The 17,694-nt window shown below is 49.9% G+C and carries 17 protein-coding genes and 1 pseudogene; 14 read left to right on the top strand and 4 right to left on the bottom strand.

The features are described 5' to 3' along the window. Positions 1–1,147: 1,147 nt before the first annotated feature. The 9 genes from parA (at position 1,148) to GW591_RS15550 (ending at position 10,274) form a co-directional block, all read left to right on the top strand. Complete coding sequence (gene parA, locus GW591_RS15590; RefSeq protein WP_013577994.1) at positions 1,148–1,774, top strand: ParA family partition ATPase; 627 nt, start codon at positions 1,148–1,150, stop codon at positions 1,772–1,774. Further along, complete coding sequence (locus tag GW591_RS15585) at positions 1,771–1,980, top strand: plasmid partition protein ParG (RefSeq protein ID WP_013577993.1); 210 nt, start codon at positions 1,771–1,773, stop codon at positions 1,978–1,980. Before parA ends, GW591_RS15585 begins: the two co-directional genes overlap by 4 nt. 600 nt (positions 1,981–2,580) lie before the next feature. Continuing rightward, positions 2,581–2,790, top strand: a complete 210-nt coding sequence (locus GW591_RS15580; RefSeq protein WP_148232220.1) for a hypothetical protein — start codon at positions 2,581–2,583, stop codon at positions 2,788–2,790. A 565-nt stretch (positions 2,791–3,355) separates the two neighbouring features. Then, the gene (locus GW591_RS15575) at positions 3,356–4,342 is read left to right on the top strand and encodes a replication initiation protein (RefSeq protein WP_013577992.1); all 987 of its coding nucleotides are present in this window, start codon (positions 3,356–3,358) and stop codon (positions 4,340–4,342) included. A 391-nt stretch (positions 4,343–4,733) separates the two neighbouring features. Further along, complete coding sequence (locus GW591_RS15570; protein WP_225444958.1) at positions 4,734–6,353, top strand: ABC transporter substrate-binding protein; 1,620 nt, start codon at positions 4,734–4,736, stop codon at positions 6,351–6,353. Positions 6,354–6,404: 51 nt separating this feature from the next. Next, positions 6,405–7,364, top strand: coding sequence for an ABC transporter permease (locus tag GW591_RS15565; RefSeq protein ID WP_013577990.1), 960 nt, complete (start codon positions 6,405–6,407; stop codon positions 7,362–7,364). Next, entirely contained in the window at positions 7,364–8,311 is a 948-nt protein-coding gene (gene opp4C / locus GW591_RS15560; RefSeq protein WP_013577989.1) for an oligopeptide ABC transporter permease, read from the top strand. The genes GW591_RS15565 and opp4C overlap by 1 nt, the downstream gene beginning before the upstream one ends. Beyond that, positions 8,308–9,312, top strand: coding sequence for an ABC transporter ATP-binding protein (locus tag GW591_RS15555; protein WP_119262369.1), 1,005 nt, complete (start codon positions 8,308–8,310; stop codon positions 9,310–9,312). The genes opp4C and GW591_RS15555 overlap by 4 nt, the downstream gene beginning before the upstream one ends. Then, entirely contained in the window at positions 9,309–10,274 is a 966-nt protein-coding gene (locus GW591_RS15550) for an ABC transporter ATP-binding protein (protein WP_166860944.1), read from the top strand. The genes GW591_RS15555 and GW591_RS15550 overlap by 4 nt, the downstream gene beginning before the upstream one ends. An 18-nt stretch (positions 10,275–10,292) precedes the next feature. On the opposite strand, the gene GW591_RS15545 is transcribed toward GW591_RS15550, so the two are convergent. Then, the gene (locus GW591_RS15545; protein ID WP_013577986.1) at positions 10,293–11,216 is read right to left on the bottom strand and encodes a LysR family transcriptional regulator; all 924 of its coding nucleotides are present in this window, start codon (positions 11,214–11,216) and stop codon (positions 10,293–10,295) included. Between the two features lie 158 nt (positions 11,217–11,374). On the opposite strand from GW591_RS15545, the gene GW591_RS15540 reads away from it, so the two are divergent. Continuing rightward, positions 11,375–12,247, top strand: a complete 873-nt coding sequence (locus GW591_RS15540) for a fumarylacetoacetate hydrolase family protein (RefSeq protein WP_112151483.1) — start codon at positions 11,375–11,377, stop codon at positions 12,245–12,247. Between the two features lie 6 nt (positions 12,248–12,253). Here GW591_RS15540 and GW591_RS15535 read toward each other — a convergent pair whose 3' ends face one another. Beyond that, positions 12,254–13,654, bottom strand: coding sequence for a PTS transporter subunit EIIC (locus tag GW591_RS15535; protein WP_014416613.1), 1,401 nt, complete (start codon positions 13,652–13,654; stop codon positions 12,254–12,256). A 324-nt stretch (positions 13,655–13,978) separates the two neighbouring features. Between GW591_RS15535 and GW591_RS15530 the strand changes: the two genes are divergently transcribed. Then, positions 13,979–15,178 carry an enolase C-terminal domain-like protein gene (locus GW591_RS15530; protein ID WP_013577983.1) on the top strand — a complete coding sequence of 400 codons (1,200 nt, stop codon included), beginning with the start codon at positions 13,979–13,981 and terminating at the stop codon, positions 15,176–15,178. A gap of 10 nt (positions 15,179–15,188) precedes the next feature. On the opposite strand, the gene GW591_RS15525 is transcribed toward GW591_RS15530, so the two are convergent. Then, positions 15,189–15,899: a GntR family transcriptional regulator gene (locus tag GW591_RS15525; RefSeq protein WP_013577982.1), complete on the bottom strand. Its 711-nt coding sequence runs from the start codon at positions 15,897–15,899 to the stop codon at positions 15,189–15,191. A 187-nt stretch (positions 15,900–16,086) separates the two neighbouring features. Between GW591_RS15525 and GW591_RS15520 the strand changes: the two genes are divergently transcribed. From GW591_RS15520 to GW591_RS24245, 3 genes and pseudogenes are all read left to right on the top strand, one after another. Next, positions 16,087–16,383, top strand: coding sequence for a helix-turn-helix domain-containing protein (locus GW591_RS15520; RefSeq protein WP_121019978.1), 297 nt, complete (start codon positions 16,087–16,089; stop codon positions 16,381–16,383). Between the two features lie 4 nt (positions 16,384–16,387). Then, positions 16,388–16,609, top strand: a pseudogene (locus tag GW591_RS24140) (HipA N-terminal domain-containing protein); the annotation flags it as partial. Further along, a complete protein-coding gene (locus GW591_RS24245) occupies positions 16,566–16,820 on the top strand; it encodes a hypothetical protein (protein WP_205963718.1) in 255 nt (84 codons plus the stop codon). The pseudogene GW591_RS24140 and the gene GW591_RS24245, both read left to right, overlap by 44 nt. Positions 16,821–16,927: 107 nt before the next feature. Here the strand turns inward: GW591_RS24245 and GW591_RS24010 are convergent. Then, the coding region (locus GW591_RS24010) for a hypothetical protein (protein WP_318645664.1) at positions 16,928–17,694 on the bottom strand (767 nt) is incomplete at its 5' end.

The raw sequence follows: 17,694 nt of genomic DNA, 5'->3' as shown, positions 1-17,694 counted from the left end.
TGACCAATCATAATCTCAGGATTGTATAATCTCAGCACAACCAAAATCACAGGATTCTATCGAGACACTAACCACATGGTATCCTGCAATCGAAGATCCCCCACAGAATCCTGTAATCATACAATCCTCAATAGGAATCTCAGGATTATGTAATCCTTTAATATAATCCTGTAATCACAGAATCATAACATTAAATAAAATCACTATAACTGACTTAACTGCATGTAAAACATCAAATAATCATTAAATCCTGTAATCCTACCTGTGGTTTTAATCCTGAAATCCTGTAATCACATAAGCATCCTGGCATTCCAGGATTCTCTCAATTGCATCTTATGATAGCCAGGCAGCAGAGTATTTAATTAATGGAATCCTGAAATCCTATAATCTTAATTAGGATTCTACTATCCTGTAATCATAGAATACCTGGAGGCTGGTACAGGATAATCTGAACCCGTCTTTCATCCTAAGATAGCAGCCTTGCAGGATTTAGAGATTCCAGGATTCAAAGATATTTAGCCGCTGGTTCATGATAATCACAGGATTCCAATACTTCCAGGATTAAGAGATCATGCCCGGTTGAATGAAATCCTGAGACTGGAAAAATCCTGTAATCAAACAATCCTGCCACTCCTGAAATCACGAAATCTGAAGATGGTGAGATGGTGAGATTTTATAGCAGGATGTTCATATGTCTGGCGTAAAACTGTATGTACTTAAGACATGCAAAACTCATAAGGAATCATTGCATCCTGTAATCCTAAGATTTAAAAATCCTAAAATCCGGAGATGTACATTGATGACTCTGCTTTTGCCCGACTTGCTTTGACATCCCAACTGCGTTCCAACCGGAATCACTGAATCATATAATCACAGGCTTTAATCATCCTGGAATCACAAGATTTACTACTTATTGGCTCCACGCATCATAATCTCATAATCTTGAGATTTCATAATCACAAGATATTATAATTCGATAATCCTAAAATATTGAAATCCCCGGATGCAAACTTTATAGTAGCAGCACAATCCTGTGATTCATGGATTTAAAAATCTCAGAATCCTATGATTACAAAGTTTATGAATCCTGAAATCTTATGATTTTAGAATCATGTTATCTTCACTGAACGCTTCATCAGAGGTTGTCATGGCAGCGAAAATTATTTCTTTCCTGAACGGGAAGGGCGGAGTAGGGAAAACCACGACGTCTATAAACATAGCAACCTGTCTTGCCCGGCAAGGGCACAAGGTCGTAATGGTGGATACCGACCCGCAGGGGAGTATCAGCAACTGGTATGACGAAAGCAAATGCCTGTTCGATCTTGCAGAAGCGGCTTCAGAAAAAGAAGTCTATACCGTCCGTAAGCAACTGAAAGAATACGATTACGTGGTGATCGATGGTGCTGCTGCAATATCAGCTATTTCTTCCGCGGCGGTAATGGTGAGTGACCTGGTACTCATCCCCGTGACACCGTCACCTTTAGATTTTGCTGCCTGTGGCGCTATTCTGGCCGTCGTGGAAGCTCGCGAAAACTTGCAGCCGGTGATTGCCCGTTTTCTTATCACCAAAAAAGTCGCGTCAGCTAAAATGCTTGAAGTGTTGAAAGAATCCATTGCCGATACCGGCGTTCCCGCATTGCGTACTGGTACGACACAGCGCCAGGTTTACATCCGCACAATGATGGATGGCGGCACCGTTTTCGATACGACAGACGGAAACGCGAAAGGTGAAATTGAAATTATGACCAAAGAAATTACGGAGTTGCTGAAATGAAAATGAAACTTGGCCAGCACAGACAACTGACGACTGCACTGGAAGCGGTATCTAAACCACCCGCATCAGTGAAGAAATTGCAGACCAATATCGATGAAGAGCTACATCGCCGCTTTAAAACCAGTTGCTTCCTGCAAGATCGCGAAATGAAAGACGTCCTGACAGAGCTGATCGAAGCCTGGCTCATCACCAACGAACGGTCATAATGTGCTGATTACTGGCTGGATCGGGTCTCCCAAGGCCCGTTTGTGATGACATCTTGCCTGAGAACATTGCTCTGTCTGCCTTCAACGCTAACTTATCCCTTCTTGAATTATCTACTCCGGGGTGATCAGATCCCAAGATCAAATAATGTTTTGTTTATTTTTTAAGTTTAGATCTTTCTCTTTAGAGACGGTTTTTACTATTTATTATCAATAGGTTACTACCCGTATTGTGGAGGTATTTCCTGCTTCAGGTGGAGATCCTTCCTGTTGGATGTGGATCCTTTTCATGCCAAATGTAGAGTCTTTTTCTGTGGATAATATCTTTACGGATCAATCTATTATCTATGTGGAATGATTTTCTGTGGATATCTCGGTTACCCGCCAGTCAACAGCCACAGTAAGCTTAACACCTGCCTAACCGACTGTCACAACAGGCGTTTCTCATAAGTGGAAGGATTTCCTGATCCCATAGCTAACATTAATATGTGGAACAATTTCCTGTGACAGCGTCACGTTATGTCACGTACTCCGATAACGGATCCCAAATACCTGCAGACAGGGCAGACCCATTCTCTTTGAGGCGGTCAGGGAAGGGGATATGTGGAAGCTTTTCCTGATCCTGAACCTCCCTATGTGGAAACATTATCTGATCCCTTGAAAGCATCTTCTCATCGCTACTGCATAATAATTGTTATAAATCAGCATATTAAAATAACTGTGACAACGTCACGTCTCGATATGTGGAATGTTTTCCTGATCAAAGATGATGATATTCACGATGCTTACCCGGCGAAAAACCACATTGCATGACTTTAGGTGGAGAAATTTCCTGATCCAATCCCGGTCTGTATGTGGAAACATTTTCTGTGAGCGCCATCGGGCTTCTTATGTGGAGTAATTTCCTGCTGACGCGATCATTGCCTCTTAATGTGGAGACATTTTCTGATCCCCATGCTGGCTATACGTGGAAAGTTTTCCTGTGCATCAGCTCAGGGTGAGAAACCCTGGACCGGAACGAAGTGAGAAGGGGATCACAAAGGTAACTTTGATGGTTTTATGTGCATGAGCGCTTCAAATGTGGAATGATTTTCTGATCGCGGTTAGGGTCTGGTTGCGCATTGCTGATAAAATTCAGCGAAGGTCATCACCCGCATATGTGGAATAATTTCCTGTAAAAAACCCGACGATCCAACGTATTTAAAAAAGGATCCCTGGCCGTGCTGAAAACAATATGTGGAGATTTTTCCTGATCATGTTTTTTGGATCATTGTTTAAGTTGTTGATTGTAAAAGAATAAATAACCCTTGTTTTTACTTTACGTCGGTATTTTTTATGTGGAATAATTTACCTACTTTCCACTTATGGATCCTGCTACATGGAACTGAATAAACTCACCGTAGTTCAGGGGAATGATCTTCTTGAAGGCGCTTACAGCGTCACTCTGGATGAAATGCGCCTGCTAAATCTGGCGCTGGCACAAATTGATAGCAGGAAACCTCAGCCAGATACGCTTTATCGACTTTTCCCTCAGGACTATCAGCGGATCTACGGGGTAAACCCGACCAGCAGCCACCGCCAGTTGCGCGAAGCCGCTGAAAGCCTGATGAAAAAGCCGGTCACCATCTACAAACCGGACGTAAAAACCGGCAAGGTTCGCACTGTACAACTCTCCTGGTTTTCACGTCTTGAGTATGTGAGCAGCGACGATCACAGCGCAGTGGTTCTGCGATTCGGACAGGATGTTGCCCCGTATCTTTATGAACTTAAAGAGTCTTTTACCAAATTGAATTTTGCCAACATCGCAAAACTTGATACGCCGTTCTCCGTAAGGCTGTATGGCTGGCTCATCAAAGCTAAGAACCTCTACGGACGTCGCAGCGGTAAAGCCATAGAAGTGACGCTGGATCTCAACTGGATGCGCGAGAAGGCCGGTTTGGCGGGCAAATACGAGGATTATCGTGACTTCCGTCAGAAACTCCTTGAGCCGACGATCAACCGGATCAACGCCAATACCGATATTTCGGTGGTCTGGGAGCCAGTAAAGCAGGGCAGAACCGTGGTATCCATCAAGTTTGCCTATGTGGATGAATCTGCACCGGAAGCCAGCAAACCGCTGCGCCCGCGCTTACCGCGACGTCCGCGAGCTGTCGCCGGATCGGCGCTGGAAGGCGAGTGGGCGCGCCGTTGCATCACGATCTTCGAAGAATATCTCGACAAACTAAGCGCTTACGATGTGGATGAGAAGGCCACCTTGCCGGACCTGCGTAAGCTTTCTGGATGGTATAAGCTGATCGGCGAGAAGAGTAAGCATAAAGCGATCCTGGCAGAAGTCAGTTCGCGTAGCAAAAAAGTCGCTGCCTGATTCCCCTTAAGCAGAAATAAAAATAAACGGCGTATCTTTCACGAGATACGCCGTTTTTCTTTTGTCCAAAATGCAAGCATTCACCGCACATATCCTTCTGAATAAGGCTTAATGGGTTAGTAAGCGCTTACTGGGTGATATCAGGAAATCTTTCCACATTAGCCGTTTTGGCGACTTTTTCTGCGTACTGTTTAAAAGCTATAAGCCATATTTTTTCGTTGTTAGACAAGGGTAAACGGCATCCTTACTCTTTGTCATGTTTTGTAAACCGTTTGCACACTTATGATGAGGATGTCTTTTGGCTACGTTATTACGCTCTGCATTCGCGCCAGCCGCACAACGCGCGCACCGTACTGCTTCTTTCAAAATCGCATTACTGGCCAGCGCCGTGATGCTGTCTTCTTTTGCATTCGCTGATGATGTATTAAAGGAAGGCATCACACCGGCAACAGATGTCAGCCAGGTTCCTGCGGCTGCAAAACTGCGCACTGATACAGTGATCGCCGGGATCTCCGAACCTCAGGGGATTTTTAACCCGTATTTCTTCGTCAACGGCTGGGATGAAAATGTCACTAACGTGATTTTCGCCCGTCTGATTGACTGGGACAGCCAGGGCAAACTGGTTCCCGGCTTGGCGCAAAGCTGGACCGTCAGCCCGGATGGCAAAACCTATACCATCAAACTACGTCCTGACCTGAAATTCAGTGACGGTTCACCACTGACTGCAGAAGACGTCGCGTTCACGCTGACGGTGTTGTATGACCCGAAATACGATGGTGATACCGATATCACGCTGGCACACATTGCCGGTGGTGATGAATATAAGCAGGGCAAGGCGGACAGCATCAATGGTCTGAAAGTGATTGACCCGTTGACGTTGCAGGTCACCACCACTCAGCCGGGGGCTACCACGTTGCAAAAAATCGGCGGGCCGGTGCTGTCGAAAGCGTATTACGGCAAAGGCTATCAGCGAGGAAATCTTGATTACCTGCGCACGCTGCATGGCAAACCGTTGGGTAATGGCCCGTATGTGTACGATAAGTACATCCCGGGGCAGGAGATCCGTTTCCACGCCAACACCAATTATTATCGCGGCGTACCGCCGACTCCGCGCTTTATCTATCGCGTGACCAATCCGTCGACTAACTTCCAGTTATTCCAGACCGGCGATACTGATTACGATGCCTTCACTTCCCGACCGGATGACATCGAGCAGCTGAAAATGCTCGGCTTTGCCAACATCAACCTGTATGGATCCAGCGATTACAGCAAAATTGAATTTAACGTTCACCGCCCTGCGTTGCAGGATGTGAAAGTGCGTCAGGCGCTGATCTACGGGCTGGATCGCCAGAAACTGATCGACGTGGTTTATCAGGGTTACGGCTCTGTGGCGATTGAGCCGATCGCGCCTATCTCCTGGGCGTACAACACTGATGGCGTGAATCCCTATAAATTCGATCCGGCGCAGGCCAATAAATTGCTGGATGAAGCAGGGTGGAAAGTTGGCGGTGATGGTATTCGTGTGAAAGACGGTAAACGTCTCGAACTGACGCTGCTGGTCAGCAAAAAAGTGCTGAACGACGCGCTGATCCCGATAGCAAAAGAAGACTATCAGAAAATTGGCGTATTGCTGAAACCGCAGGTTGTGGACTTCAACGCCCTGATGTCACAGCGTAAAGCGGGTAATTACGATCTGGCCTCATTCAGCACCAGCACGCTTAACGATCCCCACGATGGCGTGTGGGATTATTACAGCACCGAGGCTACCGAATCCGGCTACAACAACCCTGAAGTCGATAAGCTGATCAACGAAGGGAACGCGACGCTGGATATCGAAAAGCGTAAGCCGATTTACCACGAGCTGTACAAAGTGCTGGCAAACGATCCGCCGGCGATCCTGCTCGGTAACCGCAAAATTCTTTCAGCCAGCAGCGCCCGCGTGACCGGTTTTAAACCGGACATCTACAACGGCCTGACCGGCAGTCTGCCGGATGTCAAAATTGTCAAATAATCAGAAATAACGCCGCTGCCGGGCTCTTCCGGCAGCTTCAATGAGAAAGTCATGAGAAATTTCATTCTGCGTCGTTTACTTCAAACCATTCCGATGTTGTTCCTCGCTTCGCTGCTGATTTTCATGCTGTTTGCCAAAACGCCGGGTGATTTTATCGATGGTAATATTACGCTGACTGCACAACGCGCTGCTGAACTGAAAGCCTTATACGGCCTGGATCAACCGCTGCTCAGCCGCTATCTGCACTGGCTGGGGAATCTGTTGCGGGGGGATCTGGGTTTTTCGTTGCAATATCAGATCCCGGTCAGCCAGTTGCTGAATCAGTACATCTGGAATTCCTTCCTGCTTGCGACCATTGCGATGGTGTTGTACTGGGGGATCGCGCTGGCAGTTGGCATTGTCTCGGCGATGAAGCCTTATTCCCTGTTCGACCATGTGGTGAGCATTGTGATTTTTGCCGCGATGTCCTTCCCGACCTTCTTCCTTTGCCTGCTGCTGATTAAATGGTTTGCCGTGGATCTTCACTGGCTGCCTGTGGGCGGCATGACCAATACCGGCAGTGACGCGACCGGCTGGGCGTGGGTGATGCAGGTGGCCGCGCATCTGGTGTTGCCGGTCGTTGCGCTGGTGATGCTGCAGGCGGGCAGCCTGACGCGTTATTTTCGCGCCAGTATGCTGGACGTCGTGCGGATGGATTTCATCCGTACCGCGCGTGCCAAAGGGCTTCGTGAACGCACGGTTATCCTTAAACACGCGTTGAGAAACGCGCTGCTGCCAATTATTACGCTGCTCGGATTTGAGTTGCCGGGGCTGTTTTCCGGAGCGCTGATCACCGAAAAAGTTTTCAACTGGCCGGGTGCAGGGCACATTCATATTGATTCACTGGCAGCGCGTGATTACCCGGTACTGATGGGGTTCACGCTGTTTCTGGCGGTTTTGACCATTCTTGGCAATCTGATTGCCGACGTGTTGTATGCGTGGGCTGATCCGCGTATCCGTGTGAGGTCGTAATGTTTGGCTCTTTATTTTCAACCAACCGCCGTCTGCGCGAAGCGCAAATTCCGGTGCTGGCTCAGGTGACACCGTCACCCTGGCGACAGGCCTGGCGGGCGTTGCGCCAAAACCGGCTGGCAATGTTTTGCTTAGTTCTGCTGCTGGTTATGGCCGTCTGGTGCATAGCGGGTCCTTACTATTCTCCCTGGCGCGATGATGCCACTGATGCGCTGATGATCAACAAAGCGCCGAATGCAGAACACTGGCTGGGTACCGATTTTCTCGGGCGTGATGTCTATACGCGGCTGCTGCTGGCGGGGCGCATCTCGCTGATTATCGGCATGCTGACCATGTTGCTGTCTGTGACACTCGGGTATCTCATGGGCGCGGTGTCCGGCTATCTCGGTGGTGTGACTGATAAAATCATCATGCGTTTTGCTGATCTGGTGATGACTATTCCGAGCCTGCCGCTGCTGATCGTGATGGGCGCGATGCTTTCTGAACTGGATTTTTCGCCGGATTCCCGTGTGTACATGGTGATCGTGATGCTCAGTTTGCTGGAATGGCCGAAGCTGGCACGTCTGGTGCGCGGGCAAATTCTCTCCCTGCGTGAACGTGATTTCATGCTGGCGACACAGGTGCTCGGCTTGTCTTCACGCCGTCGGCTGTTCGGTCATTTACTGCCAAACACGGTGCCAATTCTGGTGGTGATGGCCACGATGGCCGTGGCGAACGCCATTCTCAGCGAATCTGCACTCAGCTATCTGGGATTAGGCGTGGTGCCGCCGACGCCGTCTTGGGGAAATATGATGGATGCGGCGAACAGTCTGATCGACTTCCAGCGTCGCCCGTGGTTGTGGATGCCGCCTGGCGTGGCGATCTTTATTACGGTGATTGCGATTAACGTGCTGGGTGATGGCCTGCGTGACGCGCTCGATCCAAAACTGAAACGGAGCAAAAAATGACACAACCGTTGATCCGTTTTAATCAGCTTTCGCTGTCGTTCTCCAGCGATCAGGGCCGTGTGCGCGCGGTACAGGATGTCACCTTTGACGTTCAGGCAGGTCAAACTGTCGGTATTGTCGGGGAATCCGGCTGCGGGAAAAGTGTCACGGCGATGTCGCTGATGGGGCTGTTACCGCCACAGGCCGCACGTATTGATGGCGGTGAAATTCTGTTTCAGGGGCGTGACCTGCTTAAACTGCGGCCGTCACAAATGGCGGATTTGCGCGGTAACCAGCTGGCGATGATTTTTCAGGAACCCATGACCGCGCTGAATCCGGTGCTGACCCTCGGTGAGCAACTTGTCGAGCCGCTGATCCGCCACCGCCGTGAATCGCCGAAACTGGCGTGGGCACATGCGACGGAGATGATCACCAACGTCGGGCTGGCGCGTGCGGAAAGCCTGATGACCAGTTATCCGCATCAGCTTTCGGGCGGTATGTTACAGCGCATCATGATTGCGATGGCGCTGAGCTGTAAGCCGCAGTTGCTGATTGCTGACGAGCCCACCACTGCACTGGACGTCACCGTACAGGCGCAGATCCTGCGTTTATTACGTGAACAGGCGCAGCAAAATCATATGGCACTGATGCTGATCACTCATGATTTGGGCGTGATCGCGCAGATGGCCGACCACGTGGTCGTGATGTACGCCGGTAAAATTGTCGAGCAGGGGGCGACCGCCGATGTGCTGCGCAATCCGCTACATCCGTATACCCAGGGACTTATTGCCTCGAGGCCGACACCGGGCGAACGCCGCCGCCGCTTGTATTCCATTCCCGGTCAGGTACCGGATCTGGCCGCGCTGCCGCCTTACTGCGCATTCACCGAACGCTGTTCCCGCGCCACGGAAAGATGTCGCCAGGGCATTCCGCCGCTGGAAGGTCAGTTCCGGCAGGCCGCATGTTTTTATAGCGGACTGAACGCGGTCAGTGAGAAGGAAAACTGGGGGTTACAGCCATGAGTGCTGAATATCTGATTGAAGTGGATGGCCTGAAAAAGTATTTCCCGATCCGTGATGGCGTATTCGGGCAGGAAACCGGGCAGTTGCGCGCCGTGGATGGCGTCAGTTTTAACATCCGCAAGGGCACGATTTTTGGGCTGGTCGGTGAATCCGGCAGCGGTAAAACCACCGTCGGACGCACGTTGCTGGGGCTGTATGACAAAACGGCGGGCAGCGTAAAATTTCGTGGCGAAGACCTGCACGGACTGAAACCTAAGCAACTGAAAGCGTTACGCCCGAAAATCCAGCTGGTCTTTCAGGATCCTTACAGTTCGCTGAACCCGCGCATCCGCATTGGTGATGCTATCGGTGAAGCGATGCTGGAACACAAGCTGTGTACGCGGGCGCAACTGCACGGGAAAGTGGTGGAGGTGATGAAGATCTGCGGGCTGTCGCCGCTGCATTACAACCGTTTCCCGCATGAGTTTTCCGGCGGTCAGCGCCAGCGTATCGGCATCGCCCGCGCGCTGATCCTGCAACCTGATTTCATTATTGCCGACGAACCCATTTCGGCGCTGGACGTGTCGATTCAGGCACAGATCATTAATTTGTTCGCGGATTTACGTGACGATCACGGCGTGACGTTTCTGTTTATCTCGCACGATCTCGGCGTGGTGGAACATCTGTGTGATGACGTGGCGGTGATGTATCTCGGCCAGTTAGTGGAAACGGCCAGCCGCGATGCGTTGTTCTGTCAGCCCCTGCATCCGTATACGCAGGCGCTGCTGGCGGCGGTGCCGACGCTGGATCCGGACAGTGAGCCGGTGGCGATGGTCAGTGGTGAAATTCCGGATCCGTCAAAACCGCCTGCCGGTTGTCGTTTCCATACCCGCTGCCCGTGTGCAACCGACCGTTGTCATAAAGAAATTCCGTTACTGCGTGAGGTAGAAAGCGGTCATTACGTGGCCTGCCATCTGGTGTAAAAACAAGCCCGCCGGATTTCAGTCTTCCATGATCCGGCGGGCTTCCATCTGCATTTTTTGCCCAACGCTTTTGGTCACGTCGATCACTTTCTGTGTGGCCGGTGAAAGAAACGCACCTTCCAGCCAGGTGATCCCGACCCGGCGTTCCATCACTAACTGGTCGTTATCGATACGGATCAGCCGCGAAAGGAATTCTTCTTCGACCAGAATATTCTCCGACAAAAAGCTCAGCAATCCGCTTTTCGCAATCAGCCCCGGCACCGACGCCAGTGAGCTGATTTCCACTTTCACGTCTGGCGGTGAGCAATGATTTTCATAGAACATTTTATCCAGCCACTGGCGCATCGACACGGTTTTCGCCGGTAAAATCCAGCCATAACGGCTGAGTTCACGCAGGCTGGCGGGTTTACCGGCCAGCGGGTGATCGCGTGACGCGGCGACGATCACCCGGTCGGCGGTTACCGGCAACTGCACCACCGGGCTGTCGTAGTTGACCAGCGGACCGATGATCACATCGATCGCATGACGTTCCAGCAACGTAAAAAGCACATCGTTCATGCCGATCTGGATTTCCAGTTTCATATTCGGCACCTGCGATTGCAGCATTTTACAGATTTCAGGCAGTAAGAATTGTGTCGCAGAACCTGAGACACCCACGCGAACGATACCGCCCGCGCCGCTGCTCAGTTCATTCATGATTTCCCCAAGCTCAAGATAGGAACTTTGCAGCGCTAAACCACGCTGATAAAGCACCCGTCCCGCCTCGGTCAGTTCCAGCCCGCGACCTGCCCGTTTGAACAGTTTGATGTTCAGTTCTTTCTCTAAACGGGTGATGGATTTCGAAAGCGCAGGCTGAGTTATATTTAAATTTTGTGACGCAAGTCTCAAATTCATTATCTGCGCAGCCGTCACGAAATACTCTAAGTCTCTGTTATTTAACATTGATTCCTGAAATTCATCAATTTGATAATAAAATATAGTAGAAGGCATGAGAGGCAGGGTCAATAATCACGCCAACGTTGTGACCGGCACGCCGTTTTCGCAACACGAACGCCAGCGAATTTACCTGTTTTAAGTAAAATAAGAATCTAAGTGCATCTATGAAAATTGTTAATTTCACCATCAATAAAGACCACACCAAAAGCTTCGGTATCTACCAAAAAGAGGGGATTGTCGACGTCGGCAGTCACTCAGGATGCCGCGATATTAACGAATTCATGGCACGCCATTCACTTGCAGAACTGCAACGCTATGTTGAGTCCCCTGCGGATCTTCAACTGAATGACATCAGTTTCCTGCCGGTTATCGACAGGCCGGGCAAAATTTTCGGCGTGGGCATGAACTACGCGGAAAAACGCAAAGAATTTAATGAAACCAGCGACGCGCCGACATTGTTTGTCCGCTTCGCGGATTCGCAGGTCGGTCACAACGGCACCATCATTAAACCGGCTTCTTCTGAGCAGTTTGATTATGAAGGCGAACTGGCGATTATTATCGGCCGCACGGGCCGCAATATTTCAGCAGAAAACGCACTCGATTTTGTCGCCGGTTACAGCTGCTACATGGATGGCTCAGTACGCGACTGGCAGCATAAATGGTATACCGCAGGTAAAAACTGGCCATCGACAGGCGCATTTGGCCCGTGGATGGTGACGCCGGATGAAGTCGGCGACCCGCAAAATCTGAGTATCAAAACCTGGCTGAATGACCGGCTGGTGCAGGACGACACCACAGCCAATATGGTGCACACCATTCCGCAGATGATTGCCTACATCAGCACCTTCACCCAGCTTTCTCCGGGCGATGTGATCATGACCGGTTCACCGGGCGGTGTGGGTAAAACCCGCGTACCGCCGTTGTTCCTGCATGAGAATGACAAGATTGAAGTGGAAATCGAAAATATCGGGCGTCTGACCAATCTTATTCAGAATGCACCGCTGTCTGAGCTTACGCATTCAAAGACAGCGGCCTGATAAATCTCAGCGCGTTTGATTCACCAAAGGCACCGATTGTTCGGTGCCTTTGTTTTTGACGACCATCAGGTAGGTCAGCGTAAACGACAGCCCCAGTGACAGCACTACGCCCATCAGAATGTAAATGAAATAGGGACCGATGTAAGCGGGCAGGCTGAAAATGCTCGACAGAATATAGCCGTACAAACGCACTCCGAAGAACGCGATAAATGCCGACGCCACGGAACTGCTGATGGTGGTGGCGATAAAGGCTTTTTTGTAGCGCGTCAGCACGCCGAATAATGCCGGTTCGGTGATCCCCAGCAAGCCGGAAATCGCCGCAGAGAGCACCACGGATTTTTGTTCACGGGTTTTAACGTGGAAATAAATCGCAAAGGTGGATCCGGCAATCGCCATGTTGGCCATAAACATCATCGGCATCAGCATGTCCCAGCCCTGATCAGTAAAGTTCTGCAACGCAATTGGCGTCATGGCGTGATGCATGCCGGTGAGGATCGCCACCGGGCGGATCGCGCCGACAATAAAGCCCGCAAACACCGCCGATACATCGAACAATCCCTGGATGCCAAACGCCAGCAACTTACCGAGATAAATCCCCGCCGGACCAATCAGCGTCAGTGATACCAGCGCCGCGATAAACAGTGTCAGCGTTGGTGTAAAGACGGTTTTCAGCACATCCGGCATGATTTTATCGACCCAGCGATGGATGTAACTCAGCGCCAGCACCGAGAAAATTACCGGAATGACGCTTGCCGAATAGTTGAAAACAGACACCGGAAGCACATCCATAAAATACAACGCTGTCGGTGCCCCGGCCGTGTGGCTGGCGAGTGCTTTCGCCGCGTCCATCAGTGTCGGGTACATCAGGCAGGCGGCTACGGCAGCGGCCAGATATTCATTGGTTTTGAAGATCTTCGCCGCAGAAACCGCGAGGAAAAACGGCAGGAAGTAAAATACGCCGCTGGCGATCAAATCGATGATCATCACGGTTTCGCTTTTAGCCGATATGACTTTCAGGGCAATCAGTCCGGCCAGTAAACCTTTAATCATCCCCGCGCCCGCAATGGCCGGAACGATCGGGCCGAACACGCCGGAGACAGTATCCATGAACATCGATACCAGGCTTTTTCTTCCTTTTGTGGAAACATTTCCTGTTGGTGTTTCGGCGTTGCCGCTCACCGGATCCAGTTGCGACACGATGGCCTCGTACCAGACATTCACCTTTGGTCCGATGATGATTTGCACCTGATCACTCTGGCTTTGCGCGCCGAGCACGCCGGGCAGATTTTTAATCTCATCCCAGGCCACTTTATTTTCGTCGCGTAAATCAAAACGCAGGCGGGTCATGCAGTGCCAGACTTTATTAATATTTCCCGCACCGCCCACCAGTTTAATTACCGAGAGCATTATTTCTGTATTCACCCTGAACCCCGCGACGAAAAAATCAATTATTCTTTATTTGAGTGAAGAGGAGTGTAATGAGGGATATTTTTAAAAACAAACCAATAAAACAGGATCCCCGTCACAGAACTTCACTGATCGGTGCTGGTTTAGTGCATCATGGTTAAATTGGTCTGTTTTTTGGCGATATTCAGCCATGCTTTCAAACCAAAATAAAAGCCTGAATTTTAGGTTTACAAGCAGTATAAAAATACGTTGAAATAACCTCTATACGAATATTCCCGCCGCCTTTTTGTGAAAAGGAATTACGGTCTTTATTAAGGATTTATCATGCAGCCTGTGCTGATTACTCATATCGAATGTCAGATAACGCGCCCTGATCGTCATAATTTAGTGGTGGTCAGAATTGAAACTGATCGTGGTATTTTCGGTCTGGGCTGCGCGACATTCCAGCAGCGCCCGCTGGCGGTCAAACTGATGGTGGATGAATATCTCAAACCGCTTTTGATCGGCCGCGATGCCAATCACATCGAAGATTTGTGGCAGATGATGATGGTGAACGCTTACTGGCGTAACGGACCTGTGATCAATAACGCCATTGCGGGCATTGATATGGCGCTGTGGGATATCAAAGGCAAGCTGGCAGATATGCCGCTGTATCATCTGTTTGGCGGTAAATCGAAAGATGCCGTCACGGCGTACAGCCATGCGGCCGGTGAAACGCTGGAAGAATTGTACGGTGAAGTGGATCGCTTGCTGGCTGAAGGTTACCGCCATATCCGCTGCCAGCTAGGTTTTTACGGCGGTAATGCGCGTGATTTCCACAGCACCCGCCAACCGACGGCGGGTGCGTATTACGATCAGGATCAGTACATCGACAACACGCTGGCGATGTTCAAAGCGCTGCGTGAAAAATACGGCAATCAGTTCCACATTCTGCATGACGTTCACGAACGGCTGTTCCCGCAGCAGGCGGTGCAGTTCGCCAAAGCCGTCGAGCAGTACCGGCCTTACTTTATCGAAGATATTCTGCCGCCGGACCAGAACGAATGGCTGGCGCAAATCCGCAGCCAGACTGCGGTGCCGCTGGCGACCGGTGAATTATTTAATAATCCGGCGGAATGGAAAGAACTGGTTATTAACCGCCGCATAGACTTTATCCGCTGCCATGTTTCGCAAATCGGCGGTATCACACCGGCATTAAAACTGGCGCATTTCTGTCAGAGCTTTGGCGTGCGACTGGCGTGGCATTGTCCGCCTGATATGACGCCGATTGGTGCAGCCGTGAATACGCATCTGAATATTCATCTGCATAATGCGGCAATTCAGGAATTTGTCGCGTATCCGGCTAACACGCAGCAGGTCTTTCCGGGCGCACGGGCACCGGAGAACGGGTATTTCTATCCGGGAGAAGAAGCGGGCATTGGTGTGGGCTTTAACAGCCAGGCTGCGGCTGAATTTCCGGTGGTGTACCGTCCGCATGAATGGACGCAAAGCCGCCTGCCGGACGGCGTGATCCACACGCCCTGACAACAGGGTGTTACTTCTGGCGGAAAGCCAGATTGTCCTGATTAAACGGGATGATGTAGGTACAGGAATAATCGATGTCGATAATGTCGCTGAACGCATAAACTTTGCCGCCCTGCAAAATGCCTCTGTTGGTAATGTGCATGGCGGCAATGCCTTTTTTACATCCCAGGATGTGCGCCTGTTCTTTATTGACTGTCACCGCCTGATAGCGGGTGAGGGAATGTGAAATCGCATAGCCCTTGCTCAGAACATATTGCTGAATGGAATGTTCGATGGTCTTCTGATTCAGATCACCAAATTCACGGGCAGGCATACGGGAGTATTCAATCTGTACGTTGCGCTGGCTGATACGCCGCAAACGGATGAATGCCCAGATAAAATCATCCACATTCAGATCGAAAACCTGCTGCTCTTCTTTATCCGGCCGCCGCTTGTGCAGCTCCAGCATTTTAAAGCTGATTTCGGCGAATTTCTTTTCGGTGATCGAGTTGTACACCAGCGGATTACTGCTCACGCCGGGGTTAATGTAAATTCCCGAGCCCTGCACAATGCGCACCGCCCCGATGCTCACCAGTTTTTCCAGCGCCTTGCGCACGGTAAAGCGCGAAACCCCGTATTCTTCCGCTAACTGGCGCTCCGGCGGTAACTTCTCCGGCAGCGATCCGCTGTTCTGATAAATCTTGCTCAGTAAATCCTGAGCGATAAATTCGCTTTTTTTCATGAGGTTTCATCCGGGCGTGAAACCGGTATTTGAGCATGAGGGGGCAGTAGTGGGCAAATTACAGCTTATAAACTGTATTTATCTTTAACAGCTTGCAGGCTGTATTTTGTTTTTACAGCCTTTAGGGTGTAATGTGCTGAATACAGCCTATAATCTGTATAAGAACCGCGATACCAGAGCCAAAATAATGAATACAGTCTATCCGTTAAAAACACTTAACCAGCTCCGTCCGTTACTGGTGGGGTTCCGTAAGGAAAAAGGTCTGACGCAAAAGGATGTGTCAGAAAAACTGGGCGTGACCCAGCAGACATATGCCCGACTGGAGGCAAACCCTGCTACTGCCAGCCTTGACCGGCTGTTTCGGGTATTTAATGTGTTGGGCATTGAGATGGTGTTTTCCTCACAATCCGATCCTGAAAAACCCTCTATGGAGGAAATCAAGCCGGATTATTTAAGTACGCCCGCCAGAAAGGAACAATGGTGATGATATGCGTCGTGCGCAGCAGCGTTTAGCGATATGGATGAACGGTATTCCTGTGGGGTACTGGGATAAGCAAAAAGGCGAGGATCGTTTACAGTACTCGCCCGAATGGACAGAGGACCCACAAGGGCGACCTTTGTCGCTTTCCCTGCCGTTTACGCCGGGTAATCAGGTGCATCGCGGCAATGTGGTTCGCGATTATTTTGATAATTTATTACCTGATCAGCAAGATCCTGCGCAGGCATTGGATTAAGCAGGGCGAGCAGAGCGGGTTAGGTAAACGGCAAATAGAAACCATGATCGATGAGCTCATCGAGCTCGTACCGGTCGTTATTGAAAATGTCGCAAGGCAGCTCCCTGCTTCGTTTCCTCCTGAACTGGCAGACGCTATTTTTACCGGGATGGAACAGCAGCGGGTGAGGCTGGAGGCGCAGGTTTAAGATATCAGCACCGCGCGACAAAGCCCCGCCGGTGCAGACCCGCGGGGCTTTATTTACACTGAGAATTCAACTTTTTCCTCCCTGAAGGTAACTTCATAATGACTTCGTTATTTCATGGGTAGCAGTTTTTCGTAATTAGGATAAATATACGGAATTTTTTCGGTACTCCCATCAGGATAAATCGCTGAAAAATCTCTATCCTCTTTTTGTTCAGGCGGAATGAGTGTAACAACTTTTGTTAAATGAATATTCGGTGCAACAAGTATCCGATGTGTATTAAAAAGTTTATATCTGCGTCTCCATTGTTTAAATCCAGTATCTCCACCAAAAAATTTCAAGCTAGTAGTATTATCAATGTGATAAGTAACCATTGGGAAAAAATCTGTCTTTAAAATAATATCCCCGCTGGCTTCCATTGCCCTTCCGGTGCCGTAACCATCACTGAATCCATAATCATCAAAATCGAAGATATAATTAGTAGCGAAAACCTCTTTTCCTTTAACGAGAGGATTGCCATCAGCAATCTTAAAACTGACTTTAATGGAATTAAGCCGCCACTGGCATGGCCCGCCGCCATCAATGGCAATCCGTTGCTGTCTAATGTCACTGTTTGCCTGCGGGTTGAATGCCTGCATAAAACCGTTATATCCGCGAATTTCATAGGCTTCATTACTCGAGTTATAGCTTTTAGTCTTGCACCGTTCAGAACGGTAAAGCATTTGCAATGGCAACAGTGTAATGCCCTCAGGAACCCTGACGGCTATGGTTACTCGCCGGGCATTTTCCGGCGGTGACAGCGTCTGATCTGTTTTGCCATAACAGGCGGAAAGCAAAAATACTGTCGGCAGCAACAGGGCTGTTTTATTTAGAAAAT

The organism is Rahnella aceris, from assembly GCF_011684115.1.
In the GTDB taxonomy this organism is placed as follows: domain Bacteria; phylum Pseudomonadota; class Gammaproteobacteria; order Enterobacterales; family Enterobacteriaceae; genus Rahnella; species Rahnella aceris.
The sequence above is the reverse complement of the archived record's forward strand: the minus strand, read 5'-3'. Positions and strand labels throughout refer to the sequence as shown.

Bases quoted from the DNA above. Each gene is read 5' to 3' on its own strand.
- parA (WP_013577994.1), top strand. From the start codon at position 1,148: ATGGCAGCGAAAATTATTTCTTTCCTGAACGGGAAGGGCGGAGTAGGG.
- GW591_RS15585 (WP_013577993.1), top strand. From the start codon at position 1,771: ATGAAAATGAAACTTGGCCAGCACAGACAACTGACGACTGCACTGGAA.
- GW591_RS15575 (WP_013577992.1), top strand. From the start codon at position 3,356: ATGGAACTGAATAAACTCACCGTAGTTCAGGGGAATGATCTTCTTGAA.
- GW591_RS15570 (WP_225444958.1), top strand. From the start codon at position 4,734: ATGCTGTCTTCTTTTGCATTCGCTGATGATGTATTAAAGGAAGGCATC.
- GW591_RS15565 (WP_013577990.1), top strand. From the start codon at position 6,405: ATGAGAAATTTCATTCTGCGTCGTTTACTTCAAACCATTCCGATGTTG.
- opp4C (WP_013577989.1), top strand. From the start codon at position 7,364: ATGTTTGGCTCTTTATTTTCAACCAACCGCCGTCTGCGCGAAGCGCAA.
- GW591_RS15555 (WP_119262369.1), top strand. From the start codon at position 8,308: ATGACACAACCGTTGATCCGTTTTAATCAGCTTTCGCTGTCGTTCTCC.
- GW591_RS15550 (WP_166860944.1), top strand. From the start codon at position 9,309: ATGAGTGCTGAATATCTGATTGAAGTGGATGGCCTGAAAAAGTATTTC.
- GW591_RS15545 (WP_013577986.1), bottom strand. From the start codon at position 11,216: ATGTTAAATAACAGAGACTTAGAGTATTTCGTGACGGCTGCGCAGATA.
- GW591_RS15540 (WP_112151483.1), top strand. From the start codon at position 11,375: ATGAAAATTGTTAATTTCACCATCAATAAAGACCACACCAAAAGCTTC.
- GW591_RS15535 (WP_014416613.1), bottom strand. From the start codon at position 13,654: ATGCTCTCGGTAATTAAACTGGTGGGCGGTGCGGGAAATATTAATAAA.
- GW591_RS15530 (WP_013577983.1), top strand. From the start codon at position 13,979: ATGCAGCCTGTGCTGATTACTCATATCGAATGTCAGATAACGCGCCCT.
- GW591_RS15525 (WP_013577982.1), bottom strand. From the start codon at position 15,899: ATGAAAAAAAGCGAATTTATCGCTCAGGATTTACTGAGCAAGATTTAT.
- GW591_RS15520 (WP_121019978.1), top strand. From the start codon at position 16,087: ATGAATACAGTCTATCCGTTAAAAACACTTAACCAGCTCCGTCCGTTA.
- GW591_RS24245 (WP_205963718.1), top strand. From the start codon at position 16,566: ATGTGGTTCGCGATTATTTTGATAATTTATTACCTGATCAGCAAGATC.